At 59.1% G+C, this 17,606-nt stretch carries 13 protein-coding genes; 12 read left to right on the forward strand and 1 reads right to left on the reverse strand.

All coding sequences use genetic code 11. The annotated features are described in order from the left end of the window. Positions 1–5: 5 nt before the first annotated feature. From AUR04nite_RS06505 to AUR04nite_RS06530, 6 genes are all read left to right on the forward strand, one after another. Entirely contained in the window at positions 6–1,043 is a 1,038-nt protein-coding gene (locus AUR04nite_RS06505; RefSeq protein ID WP_141363160.1) for a glycosyltransferase family 2 protein, read from the forward strand. Next, positions 1,040–1,861 (forward strand): CDP-alcohol phosphatidyltransferase family protein, encoded by an 822-nt coding sequence (locus AUR04nite_RS06510; RefSeq protein ID WP_141363162.1) that lies wholly within the window; start codon positions 1,040–1,042, stop codon positions 1,859–1,861. The genes AUR04nite_RS06505 and AUR04nite_RS06510 overlap by 4 nt, the downstream gene beginning before the upstream one ends. Positions 1,862–1,897: 36 nt before the next feature. Continuing rightward, positions 1,898–2,788 (forward strand): glycosyltransferase family 2 protein, encoded by an 891-nt coding sequence (locus tag AUR04nite_RS06515; RefSeq protein ID WP_141363164.1) that lies wholly within the window; start codon positions 1,898–1,900, stop codon positions 2,786–2,788. A 70-nt stretch (positions 2,789–2,858) separates the two neighbouring features. Beyond that, positions 2,859–3,320, forward strand: coding sequence for an adenylyltransferase/cytidyltransferase family protein (locus tag AUR04nite_RS06520; RefSeq protein ID WP_141363166.1), 462 nt, complete (start codon positions 2,859–2,861; stop codon positions 3,318–3,320). A 69-nt stretch (positions 3,321–3,389) separates the two neighbouring features. Beyond that, a complete protein-coding gene (locus AUR04nite_RS06525; RefSeq protein ID WP_141363168.1) occupies positions 3,390–4,649 on the forward strand; it encodes a CDP-glycerol glycerophosphotransferase family protein in 1,260 nt (419 codons plus the stop codon). A gap of 280 nt (positions 4,650–4,929) precedes the next feature. Further along, a complete protein-coding gene (locus AUR04nite_RS06530) occupies positions 4,930–8,667 on the forward strand; it encodes a CDP-glycerol glycerophosphotransferase family protein (protein ID WP_141363170.1) in 3,738 nt (1,245 codons plus the stop codon). 89 nt (positions 8,668–8,756) lie between these two features. Here AUR04nite_RS06530 and AUR04nite_RS06535 read toward each other — a convergent pair whose 3' ends face one another. Continuing rightward, positions 8,757–9,971: a CDP-glycerol glycerophosphotransferase family protein gene (locus AUR04nite_RS06535; RefSeq protein ID WP_141363172.1), complete on the reverse strand. Its 1,215-nt coding sequence runs from the start codon at positions 9,969–9,971 to the stop codon at positions 8,757–8,759. A gap of 354 nt (positions 9,972–10,325) precedes the next feature. Between AUR04nite_RS06535 and AUR04nite_RS06540 the strand changes: the two genes are divergently transcribed. The 6 genes from AUR04nite_RS06540 to AUR04nite_RS06565 all read left to right on the forward strand — a co-directional run bounded on the left by AUR04nite_RS06540 (position 10,326) and on the right by AUR04nite_RS06565 (position 17,548). Continuing rightward, on the forward strand, positions 10,326–10,847 hold the full coding sequence (locus tag AUR04nite_RS06540; protein ID WP_141363174.1) for a YceD family protein: 522 nt from the start codon (positions 10,326–10,328) through the stop codon (positions 10,845–10,847). A gap of 2 nt (positions 10,848–10,849) precedes the next feature. Then, on the forward strand, positions 10,850–11,053 hold the full coding sequence (gene rpmF, locus AUR04nite_RS06545) for a 50S ribosomal protein L32 (protein WP_141363176.1): 204 nt from the start codon (positions 10,850–10,852) through the stop codon (positions 11,051–11,053). A gap of 3 nt (positions 11,054–11,056) precedes the next feature. Continuing rightward, on the forward strand, positions 11,057–11,755 hold the full coding sequence (gene rnc / locus AUR04nite_RS06550) for a ribonuclease III (RefSeq protein WP_141363178.1): 699 nt from the start codon (positions 11,057–11,059) through the stop codon (positions 11,753–11,755). A gap of 8 nt (positions 11,756–11,763) precedes the next feature. Then, positions 11,764–12,696, forward strand: a complete 933-nt coding sequence (gene mutM, locus AUR04nite_RS06555) for a bifunctional DNA-formamidopyrimidine glycosylase/DNA-(apurinic or apyrimidinic site) lyase (RefSeq protein ID WP_141363180.1) — start codon at positions 11,764–11,766, stop codon at positions 12,694–12,696. 370 nt (positions 12,697–13,066) lie between these two features. Continuing rightward, positions 13,067–16,042, forward strand: a complete 2,976-nt coding sequence (locus AUR04nite_RS06560; protein ID WP_141363182.1) for a SpaA isopeptide-forming pilin-related protein — start codon at positions 13,067–13,069, stop codon at positions 16,040–16,042. A 90-nt stretch (positions 16,043–16,132) separates the two neighbouring features. Then, positions 16,133–17,548 (forward strand): SpaH/EbpB family LPXTG-anchored major pilin, encoded by a 1,416-nt coding sequence (locus AUR04nite_RS06565; RefSeq protein ID WP_170184117.1) that lies wholly within the window; start codon positions 16,133–16,135, stop codon positions 17,546–17,548. Positions 17,549–17,606 lie beyond the last annotated feature (58 nt).

The following is a 17,606-nucleotide window of genomic DNA, read 5'->3' on the forward strand; positions in this document are numbered from 1 at the left end:
GACACATGACTGAATCACCCGGTGTTTCCTACATAATGCCGGTGCTCAATGAAGCCGATTACCTTCAAGAGGCCATCGACTGCATCCTTGCCCAGGAATACGAGGGCGAGAAGGAACTGATCGTGGCGCTCGGACCGAGCACCGATAATACGGACGAAGTCGCCCAGCGCATTGCCGACTCCGACTCACGTGTCCGTTTGGTGTACAACCCGCAGGGCCGCACCCCGATTGCGCTGAACCTTGCCATCGCGCAGGCAGTGCACTCGATCATCATCCGCGTGGACGCGCACAGCGAGATCCCCACCAACTACACCCAGCGCGGCGTCGAAACGCTGTTCCGGGTCGGCGCCCACGACGTCGGCGGCCTGATGGACGCCCGCGGCAAGACCCCGGTGCAGCGCGCGATCGCCGCCTCCTACCACTCGAAGTTCGGCTTCGGCGGCCCTGCCTACCATTCGGGCGCGCCCGAAGGCGAAGCAGAATCTGCCTACCTCGGTATTTTCCGCCGGGAGATCTTTGAAGAGGTCGGCTACTACGACGAGAGCATGTGGCGCGCCCAGGACTGGGAGCTGTGCCTGCGCATCCGCCAGGCCGGATACAAGGTCTGGTTCGACCCGGAGCTGAAGGTCGGCTACTACCCGAGGGACAACTTCATCGCGCTGATCAACCAGTCTTTTGCCTCCGGTACTTGGCGAGGGGAAATTGCCCGCCGCTTCCCGGAGGGCAAGTCCCTGCGCCATGACATCCCGCCGCTGATGCTGCTCGGCCTGGGGATCGGCATCGCGTCGGTCTTCGTGAAGCCCATGGTGGAGGATTCGGTGCCTGGCTTTGTCAACTTCCTGATGAGCGCCGCGCAGGCGGGCCCCATCGTGTATGCGGGCGTGTGCCTGGTGGCAGGGCTGCGCAGTTCGGCGGTGGGAATCAAGGAGAAGCTGCTGACCGCCGCCGCTTATCCGCTGATCCACCTTCCGTGGGCCGCTGGCTACGTCAAGGGGCGCCTCTTCGGCGCTTCCGGCACGCTGGATAAAGGCCGCGTGAAGTGAGCGTAGACCGACCGAAAAGCCCCACCTTGGACCAGCTGCGCGCCGTCTGCCAGCCGCCCGAGGTCAGGGCCCGAAAGAACGCCGAGCACTGGACAGCCGAGCTGTACCTGCGCCACATTTCCATCTACCTGACAGCTGTGCTGGTCCGCACTCGAATCTCAGCCAACGGAGTGACCGGGCTGATGATCCTGGCCGGCTGGTGCATGTCGCTGGCGTTGCTGATTCCGGGGATCTGGGGGCCGCTGCTGGCGGTGGTCCTGTCCCAGGTGCAGCTGTACTTCGACTGCTCCGACGGGGAAGTGGCCCGCTGGCGCGGGACCCAGTCCCCGCGCGGCATCTTCATCGACATGGTGGGCCACCACACTACCGAGGCGCTGATTCCGATCGCGCTGGGCTACCGGGTGTTCACCGAGCTCTCCGCGACGCAGGACACTGCCGGCCAGGCCTGGCCGACGCTGTTCATGGCCGCCTGCCTCTCGGTGTTGCTGGTGCTCAACCGCTCCCAGTCGCTGATGGTCCACGCCGCACGCGGCATGGCGGGGCTGGGCAAGCTGCCCGACACCGCGGCCGCCAGGGCGGTGCCCACCACCACCCTGATCGGACGGCTGCGCTCCCTCGCGCGCTTCATGCCCTTCCACAAGCTGCTGCACGCGGTAGAGCTGAGCCTGATCATCCTGGCCTGTTCCGTGGTTTCCGCAGTGGCGGGAGTTCCCGGCCTGGCCGAGAAGTGGATGATCTGGATCCTGCTTCCGGCCTGCGTGCTGGTCAACATCGGCCATTTCCTGTCGAATATGGCCTCGTCCAGGCTCAAGGCCTAGCGGCCGATACGCTGTCCATCCAAGGTTGAGGAATTGATGTCCACAGAAACCAAGCCGAGCATCGGCGTCGTCGTACTGACCATGGGCAACCGCCCGGTGGAACTTCGGCGCGCCTTGGACTCGCTGCTTGCCCAGCGCGGGGTGTCCATCGACGCGGTCGTCGTGGGCAATGGATGGGATCCTGTCGACATTCCGGCACCGATCAAGACTCACTTCCTGCCGGAGAATCTGGGCATCCCCGCCGGACGCAATGCCGGCGTGTCCCAGGTAGAGGGCGAATACCTCTGCTTCCTCGACGACGACTCCTGGTTCCTCGATGAGGACTTCCTCTCCAGTGCCGTCAGCCGCTTCGAGAAGTATCCAAAAATGGGTTTGCTGCAGCCACGGATCACCGATCCCGAGCACGAGGACCAGAACCCCACCCGGTGGATTCCGCGATTGAACAAGCGCACCGCGGTGGAGCCGAGCAAGGTCTTCCACGTGGGGGAAACCTGCCTGGTCACTAAGCGCGAGCTCTTCGACTCCACCGGGGGATGGGCCGGCGGATTCTGGTACGCCCACGAAGGGATCGAACTTGCCTGGCGCGTCTGGGACACCGGGACCTACGTCTGGTACGCGGGGGACATGCGCATCGGCCACCCGATCGTCGATCCGCGCCGCCACGACGAGTTCTACCGGCTCAACGCCCGCAACCGGGTGTGGCTTGCCCGCAGGAACCTGCCGGCGCCTTTCACCTGGATCTACCCGACCTCGTGGATGCTCATCGAATGCCTGCGCCAGCGCAAGAACCGCAGCGCAGTGCAGCAGTATCTTTCGGGATGGCGCGCCGGATGGAAGGGCAGTCCCTGGTACAAGGACCCGCGCCCTAAACTTAAATGGAAGACTTTGCTTCGGATGACCCTGGCCGGCAGGCCGCCGGTCATCTGAGGTCCGTGCGCACAGCCCGGAACCAGCTACAGCTACGATGATCCACCACGAAGGTGGCTTGGAGGTAAACATGACTAAAACAGTTCTGACCTATGGAACGTTCGACCTGTTCCACATCGGCCACCTGAACATTCTCAAGCGTCTGAAGGAAAAGGGCGACCGCCTGATCGTCGGCGTGTCCACCGACGAGTTCAACGCGGTCAAGGGCAAGAAGCCTGTTGTCCCGTTCGAACAGCGCCGGCAGATCGTCGAGGCCATCAAGTACGTTGACCTGGCCATCCCGGAAGAGAACTGGGAGCAGAAGCGCCTGGACATCAAGAAGTATGATGCGAAGGTCTTCGGCATCGGCGAGGACTGGAAGGGCCACTTCGACGACCTGGGCGACGAGGTCGAAGTTGTCTACCTGCCGCGCACCGCAGGCATCTCGACCACCGAAATGAAGCGCGTGCTCAGCGAATTCGACGAACGCCACGTCGAATCCCTGAAGAACACCCTTGATACGCTCAGCCAGATCGTCAAGGAACTGAGCTAGGTTCTTAACCAACAGCTCGTCCATCGATGTTTCGCTAAGACCAGGAAAAACAGAAGGAAGTTCAACGAAGTGAGTGGCTCGTTCAAGGCCGGAATCAGACTTTCGCTCAATGCGCTGGGACGCCAGCCGCTGGTGCGGCGTGCCTCGCAGCTGATGGGATTCAACTCCAATCCCGCAGGTGCAAGCGTCGGAATTTCGAATATCACGATCCCTGGCACCGTCGCAGTGTATTTCGGCGATGGAGCGGACAAGATCTACCAGCTCACTCAGTGGCTGCCGGTGCTTGAAGAACTGCATGAGAAGCACGAGGTGTTGCTGGTCTTCCGGTCGGTGGGCGCCTACAAGGCCGCCGGAAAGATCTCCGCGCTGCCTCGCGCCTTCGTCCGCCGCTTTGGCGACCTGATGGACCTCTATGACGACAACGACCTCAAACTGGTGATCTACGTGAACAACTCGCGCAGCAATTTCCAGTCCCTAGATCACCCGCGCCTGGTCCATGTGCATGTCAACCATGGCGAGAGCGACAAGTTGTCAATGGTGTCGAACAAGGCCAAAGCCTATGACAAGGTCTTCGTCGCTGGCCCCGCGGCAATCAAGCGCCACGAGGCCATGTTGATCGACTTCGACCTGGACAAGCTGGTGGTCGTCGGACGCCCGCAGCTTGACATCAACTTTGCGCCGGAGTTGGAACCCAGCCGGAAGTTCGACGTCCTCTACGCTCCCACCTGGGAAGGCGAGAACGAAGACAACAACTACACGTCCATTGATTTGTACGGCACGGCCATTGTCGCCTCGCTGTTGTCCAACCCTGCGTTCAGGGTGATCTATAAGCCGCATCCCCGGGTCGAGGAAAGCAAGACTCCGGGCGTTGCCGAGGGCCATGCCAAGATCATGGAGCTGATTGCCGAAGCGAATGCCGCTGGCGGCGAACACATCGTCTCCGAACAGGGCAATATTCTTGCAATGTTCGAGGCGACCGACGCGCTGATCACCGACGTTTCAAGCGTTGGCCTGGACTACCTGTATCTGCAGCCCGAAAAGCCGCTGATCATCTCGGATCGCCGCAGCAACCGCGAACGGCTGCTGCGCGACGCTCCCATCGCCCAAGCCTGCCCGGTCATCGACCAGGACAGCATCGGTTCAGTCGATGAACTGCTGGAAACCGGCCTGTTGAAGGACGAAAACGCCCAGCAGCGCCGGGAGATGCGCAAGTTCTACTTTGGCGACCTGGAACTGGGCCAGTCCACCGAACGGTTCCAAGAGGTAGTGGCTGACCTTATTGAAACCCGCGAGGGGCAGCTGGCCGAATTCAAGGGCTGGCACAGCTAGAACTCGCAAAACCACCTGGGACCCGGAGGCAATGAATCGCCGGGGCACTGCATTCGGCAGGGGTATTGACGAAGAGGCTTCATGTTTCAAGGTAATACCAAGCTGAATGTGAGAAGATTTCATGTTTGCTCAAGCCTGGTTCGGTCGTAGGCGGATTCAAAGTCTTGGCAGCATAATTTTTTATTCACCATGAAGGTTGCTCGTGAACTCATTTCGTACCCGTGTTGTCCTAAGTCTTGGTCGTCGGATCGACCGGATCAAGAGGACTAGAATTTCCGCCTTGTACTACAAGAAAGTACTGGGATTCAAAGTCTCCACGGCACCCGAAGTGCAGTTTTCCTATGGCTTGAGCCTGTACAAGTGCAAGAAGTACGCAGATGCAGTGGTCCATCTGGAAGGTGCCATCGCCCGCCAGCCGTACCGCTATGGGTGGATCCAGACGCTGGCACTGAACATGCAGCGCATGAAGAACTACGAGCGCGCGCTGGAACTCTTCGAAGCAGCCTGCCAAGGCGAACCCGACCGCATCAACTGGCGCGTGCGCTGGGCAAAATGCGCCCGCCAAGCCCGCCGGAACGACGAGGCGCTGGCAATCCTGGACCAGATGCTCGTCGACTTCCCGGACAGCCCCGAAGCCAGCGGCGCGATCGCTACCTTCCTGAAGGACCACGGCCAGCGCTGGCGCGAGCTAGATATCCGCGAGGCCTACCAAGAACAGCACGAGAGCGAGCCGGAATGGTTCTATCTCGCAGGCGAAGCTGCACGCTTCATGTCCCGCTTCGAGCAGGCGGCGGACTTCTATCGCAGGGCCATCGAGCTGAACGACGATGTACTGAAGTACCACTACGCGCTGGGACAGGCCCTGGAATCCCTGGGCGGCGCCGAGCAGGCGGAGCAGGCCTATGCCCAGGCTGTGGCCATTTCCAACAGCGAACTGGTGCACCAGACCGGCATCGGCAGGCTGCACGAGCGCAATGAACAGTGGGCCAAGGCGCTGGAATCCTACACGCGGCAGCTGGAACTGGGCGGCGATCCGGCCAAACGCTGGAACCTGAACTACCGGGCCGGCGAGGTGGCCTCGCGCCTGTTCAAATTGGACGAGGCGGCCGAGTTCTTCGCCGCGGCGGCCAAGCTCGGCGCCACGGCGGAAGAGCGCGTGAAGTCCAGCTATGCCCGCGGACGGGTGCTGGCCCGCGCCGGCAGGCACCGCGACGCGGTAGCCGCCTACGAGGCCTTCGTCTATGAACTGGGCGAGCAGCAGGCGATCAAGCCCCAAGTTCCCTACTTCCGCTTTGGCTACTCGCTGCAGCGCGAAGGCCAGTTCGAGCGCGCGGCCAAGCAGTACCTGCTGGCCGCCGACGCGTGGGGCTACTACGCCGGCAAGGACAAGGATTCCAAGTGGGCGGGCCTGCGCGGCAACGAGCACTTCCAGCTGGGCGCCGCAGCGGAAGCCGCAGGCGACTGGCGCGAAGCGGCCGAGCAGTTCGCGCAGGCGCTGTGGCATGCTTCCTCCACCGAACGCGGCTGGCAGGCCCGTGCCGGACGCGCCTTCGCCAAGCTGGGCGAGTTCGAAACCGCCTGCCGGTACTTCGAGCACATGCTCATGTTCACCGAAATCTCGGTGGCAGGCACCGGCGACGCGCTCAAAGGTGTGGGCCGGCGCCGCGGAGCCCTGGCCATCCATGCTCGAGACACGCAGCCCATGGACGAGCATCTCGTGCTCTTCGAGTCCTCCCACGGCAACAACGTGCACTGCCACCCGTTCGCCATCTACCAGGCCATGCGCCAGGACCCGCGGTTTGCCGGATTCCGCTACGCCTGGGTGTATAACGACCAGAGCTCCATTCCGCAGCAGCTGGCTGAAGATGCCGACGTGGCGATCGTCAAGCAGCATTCGGACAAGTACATCTCGCTGCTGGGCACCGCCAAGTACCTGGTGAACAACGCGACGTTCCCCACCTACTTCCTGCGCCGCGAGGGCCAGCAGGTGCTGAACACCTGGCACGGAACGCCGCTGAAGTTCATGGGCAAGCTGGTCAAGGACGGCGTGGCCGAGCACCGCAATGTGCAGCGCAACTTCATGGCGACCACCCACATGATGGTCCCCAACGAACACACCTTCAAGACGCTGTCGGTGGACCACGACCTCGACGGCCTCTTCCCGGGCAAGGTCGCGCTGACCGGCAGCCCGCGCATCGACAGCACGCTGAACCTCAGCGCCCAGCGCCGCGGCGAGATCCTTGAACTGCTGGGCATCGACGCGGACAGCACGCAGAAGATCGTGCTCTTCGCGCCCACCTGGCGCGGCCAGCTTAAGGACCGCTCCTACGATGTGGCAGGGCTGGTCGACGACCTGGCCAAGCTGGCCGAGGGCGGACACCACATGCTCTTCCGCGCCCACCGCTTCGCCGAACAGCTGATCGGCGACGCAGACCTGGATGCGACCATTGTCCCGGCATCGATCGACACCAACGAGCTGCTGGCGGTAGTCGACGTGCTGATCACCGACTACTCCTCGATCTTCTACGACTACCTGCCGATGAACCGCCCGGTCGTCTTCTACACGCCGGACTATGAAGCCTATGAGGCCGAGCGCGGGCTGTACTTCGACCGCGCCACGTGGCCAGGCAATGTCTACGACGAGATTGATGACGCGGCCGCCGAGGTGCGGCGCCTGACCTCCGGCCAGGGCGTGGAAGCCCACGCCAACTTCGCGCAGAACGCCGCCGAATTCTCCCCGATGGAGGACGGCGCGGCCACCGGGCGGGTCATTGAATTCTTCTTCTTCGGCGACGATTCGCACCTGCTGGAGCAGCCGGTGGAAGAACGCACCAAGCTGCTGTTCTACCAGGGCGGGTTCAAGCCCAACGGCATCGCCACCGCCTTCACGAACCTGATCAGCGCGCTGGATCCGCGGAAATACCTGGTGTCCATTGCGGTGGACACCAACGCGGTGGCCAACAACCCCGATGCCCTGCAGATCCTTGAATCCCTGCCGGAGCACGTGCGGATCCTGCCGCGCGCCGGGGCGACCACGATGTCCGCAGAGGAGCGCTGGGTCTCCGACCAGTTCCACGCGCAGCGCGGCCACGCTTCGCCGGCCGCGGAGCAGATCCACATGGGCACCATGACCCGTGAAATGCACCGTTCATTCGGCGACGTGCACTTCGATGCGGCCATCGACTTTGAAGGCTATTCGCGCTTCTGGGCCGCGCTGTTCGCCGCCGCGCACTCCCACGCGGACCGCACCCTGATCTACCTGCACAATGACATGGTCGGCGAGTGGCTGTTGCGCTTCGGCACGATGTCAGGCCTGTTCGTGACCTACCCGCACTTCGACCAGCTGGTCTCGGTGACCGAGAGCGTGGGGGACCTGAACCGCGAACAGCTCTCCGAGCGCTTCGGCCTGGACCCGGCGCAGTTCACCGTTTCGGAGAACCTGCTGGACCTGGACAAGCCGCTGGCCTGGTCAAAGCTGGGCGAGCCGGTCCACGAGTTCGAAGGGGAAAACCTGACGGTCTTCGCCAACATGGCAAGGCTGTCGCCTGAAAAGGGGCAGGCCAAACTGCTCGAAGCCTTCGCCGAAGTCCACCAGCGCCATCCGGAAACCCGCCTGCTGCTGATCGGCGACGGCCCGCTGCACTCGGATCTTGACCGCGAGATCGAGGCTAGGGGCCTGGAAGAGGTCGTAGCCATCACTGGGCTTCTGGCCAACCCGTTCCCTACCCTCAAGAGCGCCGACTGCTTCGTCTTCTCTTCGGATTACGAAGGCCAGGGACTGGCAATGGTCGAGGCGCTCATGCTCGGCTTGCCGGCGGTATCCACCGATGTCGTGGGCTCGCACAGCGTTCTGGTTGGAGGCTACGGCCTGCTCGTGGAGAATTCCGTGCAGGGCCTGGTCGACGGCATGGAGCAGCAGCTGGCCGGCTACCAGGCGCCGAAGAAGTTCGACGCCGCCGAATACCAGGCCAGTGCGCTGGCCCAGTTTGAGCAGCTGCTGCAGCTGGCCAAGGTCTAGCGGCACCGCCCAGCCGGCCGCTGGGAAAAATGCTTCAGGGCCCGTCCAATTGACGGGCCCTGAACCATTTTTTATAGGGGGTGCTGCGGCTACTTGCCGGAGGCTTCGCCGCCGCGGATCAGCCGCAGCGAAGCGTCGATGAAACGCGCCATGCTCGCACCGGGCTGGATGTCGCCGAAGTAGTACTCGACGACCTCGGCAAGCTCCAAGTTCTTCTCCGCCATCGCATGGCGGGCAAGCGTCGGAACATTGGCGGCGTCCTCCTGCGCAAGGGCGGGGACGTGGGCCAGCGCGGGGGAGTCGATCAGCGTCGCTTCCGCAGAGATCGGCGTGGTCACGAACATCGGCTTTCCGGTGGCCAGAAAGTCATATGCGACGGCTGAAATATCGGTAATACTGACATCTGCCTTCGCCCACTGCCACCCCCAGTGCGCGGTGTCGTCGAACAGGAATCGTGCCGAAGAGGTCGAATCTGCCAGCTGCAGCTTGTCCCGAATCGACTGCACCGCCTCGCCGTATTTAGCGGAGTTCATGCCCGAGCGCGGGTGGGGGCGGAAGATCAAGTTGAACCCGCCGTCCTTGATGAGCGCATCGACCAGCGCCATGCCGTGGGATCGCACCGAACCATAGTTCATCGACGGCCTGTCGCCTTCCCACGTGGGCGCATAGAGCACCGTGGGCAGGGACTCGTTCAGCGAATAGGGCGCAAGGTACTCGACGTCGATCTGCGGCCTGCCAACTTTAAAGGTCCGGGTCTCGACGTCGAAATTGCGCAGGTGCTTGGCCAGCCGGTCCGATGCCGCCTGGCCCGCGGAAAACACGTAGTCGTAGGCCTTGAGCTGGTTCGACCACATGTAGGCCTTTTCGCTCTCGCCATGGCAGATGAATACGTGCCAAGGTTCATTGAAGCGCATCATCTGGAAATTGCGGATGTTCTGGTTGACATAGAAGACCGTGCGGAGATCTTGCGTATCCACCAGGCGCTCAACGTCTTCGATGGCCGGGGCAAAGTACACCGGCAGCGGGCACTCTTCGCGCAGAGCCAATGCCGTGGCAGGAAGCCTGGTGATCACGACAGTTGGCACTTGCTCGGCAAGCTGCTTGAACGGTTCATACCATTGGCGGATCTGGTAGGCGTTGACCATTTCGTCTGCGAAGTACAACGCGGCTTGGTAGCGTTCCCCGCCTGTTGGCAGATGGCTCAGTTCCGTGGCGTGCTGCGCAATGTACTTGCGGTGGGCTCGGGCCTTCAGCCGGGTAGTCGCATAGGATGCCGCGTTGCCCAAGGTGTCGACTACCTTCATGATGGCACCTTCCAGAAGAGAAAAACTCGCACAGTTAAGGTTAAGGTTCCGGCCGGGGAGAATGAGAATTACCCGGCCGGGCGAGTCGCAGAGTATCTAGATGTTACGCAGAAAATATCTTCCGGCTTCGCGCTTCTGCTGGCCAGTGTGGCCATTGCAACAAGTGAAATTTGCCGAGTGGTCCTGTATCGGTTTGGGAACTGGGCCTTGGTCACGCTAAGATGAAATGTCGGACTATGTTCTATAGGAGTCATCATTAGCGATAAGCGTTCTGATCGATCGCCACACGGCGCACTCGATCGCAACTCGCCTTTGGTTATATCAACCAAAGATCTTGGCCGTTCGCCGGGATCGATGAAAGTTCTGAACGAGCAGGTTTTGGCACCCACAGATGTGGGAAATGCACTCATCGGTGTTCGTGGAGGATCTGAGCTTGACTTAGATCTTCGCCTTGAAGCCGTGCACGAGGGAATCCTTGTATCGGGTACCGCTACCGCACAGATTGCGGGGGAATGTGGACGATGCCTGGAGCCTATCGAGTATGACTACGAGGCTGATATTCAAGAGCTCTTCTATTATGAGGGGAGCGAAGAATTCGAATCCGATGATGAAGTGGATCAGTACTGGGTAGTCGATGACTTGATTGACATCGACCCGGTGGTGCGGAGCGCAATTGTAACCGCCCTGCCATTCCAGCCGGTTTGCCGGGAAGATTGTTTGGGGCTCTGCAGTGAATGCGGAGTGAATCTCAATGATGACCCTGAGCACCAGCATGCTGTACTGGACCCACGTTGGGCAGCGCTTGCGCAGTTGGCCGACATTGTCGCAGATGATGCGGCAAATGATAATACGTCAGACAAGAGAGAAGAGAAGTAGTCGTGGCTGTTCCAAAGCGGAAGATGTCCCGTGCGAATACTCGTGCCCGCCGTTCTCAGTGGAAGGCATCCGCACCGAGCCTGGTGAAGACCGTTGAAAACGGTCGCGTAACCTACAGCCTGCCTCACCAGGCTAAGGTTGTCACCGACTCGGCCGGTACCGAGCTGTTCCTTGAGTACAAGGGTCGCAAGGTCGCAGACGTCTAAGACATGTCTTCTAAAGAAGAACTTTTGAAGCGTCTCGGAATCGACATTGATTCCGAGACGCTTCGTCTTGCGTTGACCCACCGTTCATATGCCTATGAAAACGGTGGCATACCCACGAACGAGCGCCTAGAGTTCCTCGGCGACTCGATTCTTGGGTTCTCCATAGCCGAGTACCTGTATCAAACGTTCCCGGATCTGCCCGAAGGTGATCTGGCTAAGCGGCGTGCTGCCATTGTCAGCACCCGCGCGCTGGCAATCATCGCCCGCGATCTCGGCGTGGGCGAGCATATCCTGCTTGGGCGCGGCGAGGCCCAGTCAAATGGTGCCGATAAGGCATCGATCTTGGCTGACACGATGGAGTCGCTGATTGGCGCTACCTATCTGGTGCAGGGAATGGACGCCGCGCGTTCGCTTGTTCTGCGCTTTGTCGCACCGCTGTTGCAGGATTCCCGCCTACTGGGTGCAACCACCGACTGGAAGACAGCAATCCAAGAAGATGTCGCATCCAAAAAGCTGGGCGAAATGCACTACCAGGTAACCGGCACCGGACCTGACCATGCCCGCAGCTACGAAGCCGTATTGGTCATTGCCGACCAGGCTTACGGCGTCGGCCATGGTCCGTCCAAGAAGGAAGCCGAGCAGGAAGCTGCCCGCAATACCTGGCTGCAGATCCACCCGGGCGAACAGATCCCGCTGGGCTAGAATCGTCGATGCCCGAACTGCCTGAAGTTGAAGTTGTCCGCAGGGGATTGGACAAGTGGGTCCGCAATCGACGGATTGACGCCGTCGAAGTGCTCGACCCACGCTCAACCCGTCGCCACCTGGACGGCCCGGAAGACTTCCAGCAAACCCTGACAGGCTGCACTGTGGCCAGCGTGGTCCGCAGGGGAAAGTTCCTTTGGATGGAACTGGATGGCCTGGACACACCCGCGGCACTTGTCGCCCATCTGGGAATGAGCGGCCAGCTGCTCATTGAGGAATCTGACGCACCCGATGAGAAACATCTAAAAGTCCGGCTCTCGCTCAGCGATCTGGCGGATACACCTGCAGAACTGCGATTCGTCGATCAACGAATCTTCGGCGGCATGTTCCTTTCACCCTTGGTGCCCACCGCAGACAGCAAAGCCGGCGGGGCAGGAAGTATTTCTGCCTTCATCCCACAGGCCGCGTCGCACATTGCACGAGATGTCTTGGACCCAGCCCGCAGCGTAGAAGACCTCTACCTCTCGCTGCGTAAGAAAACTACACAGCTCAAGCGCGCGATCCTCGACCAGGAAATCATCTCGGGTGTTGGCAATATCTATGCTGATGAAGCCTTGTGGCAGGCCGGCCTCTTAGGATTGCGCAACACCGCAACCATCCGCCGCAACGAGGTCTCGCGCCTCAACGACGCATTGATCGATGTTATGACGCGTGCCTTGGCAGCTGGCGGAACTAGCTTCGACTCGCTGTACGTCAATGTGAACGGTGCAAGCGGCTACTTTGCGCGCTCACTTAACGCCTACGGGCGTGAAGGCAAGCCATGCCTTCGATGCCTGGACAACGGGCGCGAGTCGCTCATTCGGCGCGATCCATTCATGGGGCGTTCTTCCTACACCTGCCCGGTGTGCCAGCCGCGGCCCCGGCGGCAGCCTCGAGCCTAGCGATTGCTACTTGACTAGCTTGTATTAGCGGATACCGTCTAGTCAGGCGCTTTTTGTCATTCAATTTTCCAGGGCACAGCACTTTACAGCATATGTCCCCATTTTGGGGAATCATGTCGCGTCTTCAGGAAACATGAAATTTAATTCTTGTACTTAACGGTAATAAGTGATGATTTGATTCACATCAACAGAATAAGCCAAAGTGCTAGGCTGAATTCTAAAATGTTCAATTTTTGGAGAATTCTGCTTCTTTCCCGTTGTCTTCCTAATTTCCCCTTGCTACAGTTTCCCTCAAGTACTCACTCGTAAAAAGAGCCTTCAAGTTTAACTGACGGCTTTGCAGGTATTTGGGGAATCTGTAGGAGCAGTTGTGTTTGATAAATGGGTGCGCCCAAAAATGGGGACGGCGCACAATGAGCAGGGGAATGGTCCGAAGTTTCGGAACATATTTATTGCGCTTTTAACCTGCATCGTGGTTGTCGTTATGGGGCCTGGCTTTGCTATTGCCGCCGTTGGTCAAAGTCAAGTTGCTGATGTTCAGCCATCTGAAGCTTCGGACTCGGCCGAGCCTTCAGCAAGCTTGATTCACGAAACTGAAGCAGAACCGTCAGCCAAAGCGTTGAAGTCCAGCTCACCCGATTCTGTGTTGTTTAGTCAGAAACCGTCTGTTCAAGTATCTGAACTCCATGATTCTCAGTCGGTCGAAGAATCACCGAGCGCGTCGGCAAAGAACATGAAGAATTCAGATTCGGATGTAGTAGCACCGACGACTGAACCGAAAGAAATTTCCAAAACTCCAGCGCCAACCTCAACTGAGCAGGACCCAGAAACCTCAAAGAAAACGTCCGAGGAAGTTAAGGCCAGCGCCCCAGGGGCAGATGAGCTAGCTACTGATTCTTCGCATGAAGACAATAGCACCACTGAAGCTTCGCAGAACGAGACAAAATCATTGGCTCTGGCCGTTGCCGCTTGCGAGAACCCCGTAACAGGATCGCAGACAGTTGCTGGTTTCGAAATCGATGGAAACTTGTGCGTTAATTCAGCTGACGACTGGGCATCGGTCCCAGGGCAGCCTGTCATGAACGATGGTTACGGTAGTAACGACAGCACACAGTTTTCGCAAGGTGCTGATGAAAGTAACTGGCCATGGTCTTCGAACAGGTACGGTGGCTCCGGGTCTAACCTCAATGATTCAACAGACCTGGGCAATATCTATGCGACACAGCGAACGCTTGATGGCGACGTATTTACTTTCTTCGGGTTCGAACGAATCGCTCGAAATACGGGAACCGTCCAATTTACCATCGAACTAAATGCGAAAGGCAACAATCCTGCCAATTCTCCGGTGACAACGCGCTCCGAAAACGACTTGCGCTTGCTGATTCAACAGAACGGCAACTCGAATCTAGACTTTGTGCAAGCGTACAAGTGGTCCTCAGGCCAGTGGATTGCGATCGGGAAAAACGGTTTTGCCGGCGCAATCAATACTGCTCCAATTCAGTCGCTGGATGGAAGAACAATCGATACCGGAATGTTTGCTGAAGTGGCAATCAACCTGTCTGCCCTTTTTGGCCCAGCAAATTGCAGTGGCAACTACGGATGGCTCAATGTTCGTTCAAACACCGCAGCTAACGACACCTCTTCTTTGAAGGACTGGGTCCGGCCGACACAATTAGATGTTCCCAGCACTTGCTCCGACCTCACCGTCGACAAGGAATGGGTGATTGACGGTCAGACTTTCAAAGATGGACAGCAGCCGGAAGGCTTTGACGCAGAGCTGACTATCTCAGGAGTCATCGATCCGGAGTTTGGCACCTCCTACAGCGAGCGGACTTCCGGCGCACGATTCGAAGCTGGACAAACGGTGACGATCGGCGAGTCCGATCCAGTGATCGTTCCGGCAGGCTGTGTCAACGTGCCGAAGGGAAACATCGGAGACTTTGAACTGTCGGCCGGCGCGAATCGTTACAAGATCACAAATACCGTGACTTGTACTCACCTGACTCTCGTCAAAGAGGTCAAGGGTGGCAGCGCCGTTCCAAGTGACTGGACTTTGACTGCCACCGGTCCAGATACCGTTTCGGGTCGTGCCGACAGTGACGCTGTAACCAACGTCAGAATCGAGAACGGTACCTACGTATTGTCAGAGGCTGGAACTGCAGCAAAGTACCAACAGACTGCTTTGAAGTGCGACAACGGAACCTTAACTGGCGACAGCGTTGAGATCGCGAAGGGTACACATGTTACCTGCACATTCACAAACACTGTGGAGATTGATTTGCAGGTCAACAAGTCCTGGAAGATCAACGGGGACGCATACGACAACGGCAAGCAGCCAATTGGCGAGGCCGGGTTGTCAGTTGACGGACAAACTGATCCGAAGTTCGGCGACGTTTTGACTGGAAATCTGCTGGGCGACGAGGTCGGAATTTCTGAGAAAGTCTCCGGCCTGCCTGCAACCTGCACCGTGACTTCTACCTTCAACGGCCAAGATGTCACGATTGGCGAAGCCTACAAACACACCATGGTTGATGGCGACACCAACGTTGTGAACGTGGTCAACACGGTAGTCTGCACGCAGAAAATGACCCTGGTCAAGCAAGTCAACAATGAGCCGTATGGCGGCGAACTTGGACTGGATCCTGACCAGTGGACGCTGACAGCAAGCAAGGATTCCCTGCCCGTCGTTACCGGCAAGCATGGCAGCGACGATGTAAAGAACGTCGAAGTCGAGACTGGAACCTTCACCTTGAGCGAGGCAGGCCCCCAGGGCTATGAGCAGGAAGGCTCATGGACCTGCGAGGGAGCGGACGTCGACGGCGACCAGGTCAAGGTCGAACTGGGCGATACTGTCACCTGCACAGTGGTGAACAAGGCGCTGCCTGGTTCGGTGACCTGGACCAAGGTTGACAGTGTAACCAAGAGTCCGCTGCCGGGATCGGAATGGACCGTGACCTACGGCGGCAAGAGCTTCACCGTGGTCGACTGCGACGAGGCACCATGCGCCGCTGAAACTGACGAGGTAGATGTACTGCTGGATCAGGACCCGGCGGCCGGTTCCTTCAAGCTCGACGGCTTGTCCTGGGGCGACTATGAACTGACCGAGTCGGTGGCGCCTCCGGGATATGTTCGATCTGATGCGGTACACGAGTTCACAATTACCAACTTGGACCTCGAACGGGCAGTTGACTTGAAGTCAATTGAGAACGTTCAGGTGACTGGTCCAGACCTGCCGCTCACCGGCGGCATTGGACGAGACCACATTTATCTTCTGGGTGGCTTGGTGCTTGCAATTGGCACCTCTGTACTCGGGGTACGAGGCTTCCTGAAGCGCCGCACGCGCTGAAGTAAGCATCAATTCAGAAGCTAGGCCGTCCGCTGCGAAATTTGGGGATGGACGGCCTAGTAACTCGCACAATTAGTAAGGAGCAGTTAAGTGTTCAGCACAACCGGACGCGTTGGCAAACTTATTGCCACAGCAAGCACCTTGGCGCTTGCAAGTGTTGGACTTATTGGGGTGACAGCTGCAAATGCAGAGGACATTGTCAATAAGGAAGGCAGCCTCACAATCCATAAGTCCGCCGTGGAGTCGTTCGACGACCGCGGTGACAAGGGTGATGGCAACATCATCGATCCAGCGCCAGGCCCAGGACTTGCAGGCGTTGAATTCGAGATCCACGAAGTTCTCTTTCAGGGTGATCCGATTGACCTGACTGTCAGCGAAGGCTGGGACAAGGTCAACAGCTTGGGCGCCACTCCGAGCGATCCTTTCCCTGCAGTGGGATCCGACTTTACTCTTGGCGACATGACACCGGTCGTGACTGGCGCTGACGGCTCGGTGACCGCCAACGGTCTGCACACTGGCCTGTATTACGTTGAAGAAGTTGGCTCGGGCGACCACCTGATTTCGCAGAAGGTTGAACCGTTCTTCGTCACCATTCCTTACCCGAACAAGGCCGACAACACCTGGAACTACAACGTCCACGTGTACCCGAAGAACGTCAAGACCGGCTTTGACGCGACCAAGACCGTCGATGCGCCTGTGGGACTCATCGGACAGAATGTTCCTTGGCAAATTTCGGTCAAGGTTCCAAGCCTTGCCAATCCATATGAGTCGTTGACCATCGCTGATGACATGACCGGCGCCTTGGAATTCGTTTCCTGGGGCGCCGTGACCTTGAACGGCACCACGTTGGAACCTAATGCTGACTACGAGATTGTCGACGGCGTGATTGTGTTCACCGAGAATGGCCTCCAGCTGGTCGACACTGCTACTGCCGACGCTGAAGCTACCGTTGTCGTTGTCGTCAACAGCAAGGTGATCGCAGTGCCAGAAGACGGCGTGGTTCCCAACGTTGCGAGCGTCAAGCTCAATGGCAACGAAGAAAAGCCTGATGCTTCGACCAATGTTGGCCAGCTGATCATCAACAAGGTCGATAAGAATGATCTGGCAAAGGTTTTGGCTGGCGCAGAGTTCGCAATCTACGCTTCCGCTCCGGATGCGGACGGCAATCCTGTCGGTGAGCCGCTGGCAACAGCCCCTACCGATGTGAATGGCGTCATCAACTGGAAGCTGCATCTTGGGGATAAGCTGAGCCAGACCTTCTGGGTCGTGGAAACAAAGGCGCCAGACGGTTACGTCCTGCCGGCTGATCCATGGACCGAAATCCTTGTCGAAAAGGGAACGGTTACCGCAAACACCGTGGAAATCAAGAACTTCTCGCCAACCGGCCCGGATCTGCCACTGACCGGTGCACAGGGAACCTTGCTGTTCACTGTTGCTGGCATCGGCTTGATGGTAGCAGCAGGTGGCGCGCTCATGGTTCGCCGCGCACGCCGCAACCACTCCTAAATAGTTCTGGCTTCGGCTGAACACTGGTAATCGGTGGGAGGACTTCCTTATGGTAGTT

It is taken from the genome of Glutamicibacter uratoxydans (assembly GCF_006539925.1).
Taxonomy (GTDB): Bacteria; Actinomycetota; Actinomycetes; order Actinomycetales; family Micrococcaceae; genus Glutamicibacter; species Glutamicibacter uratoxydans.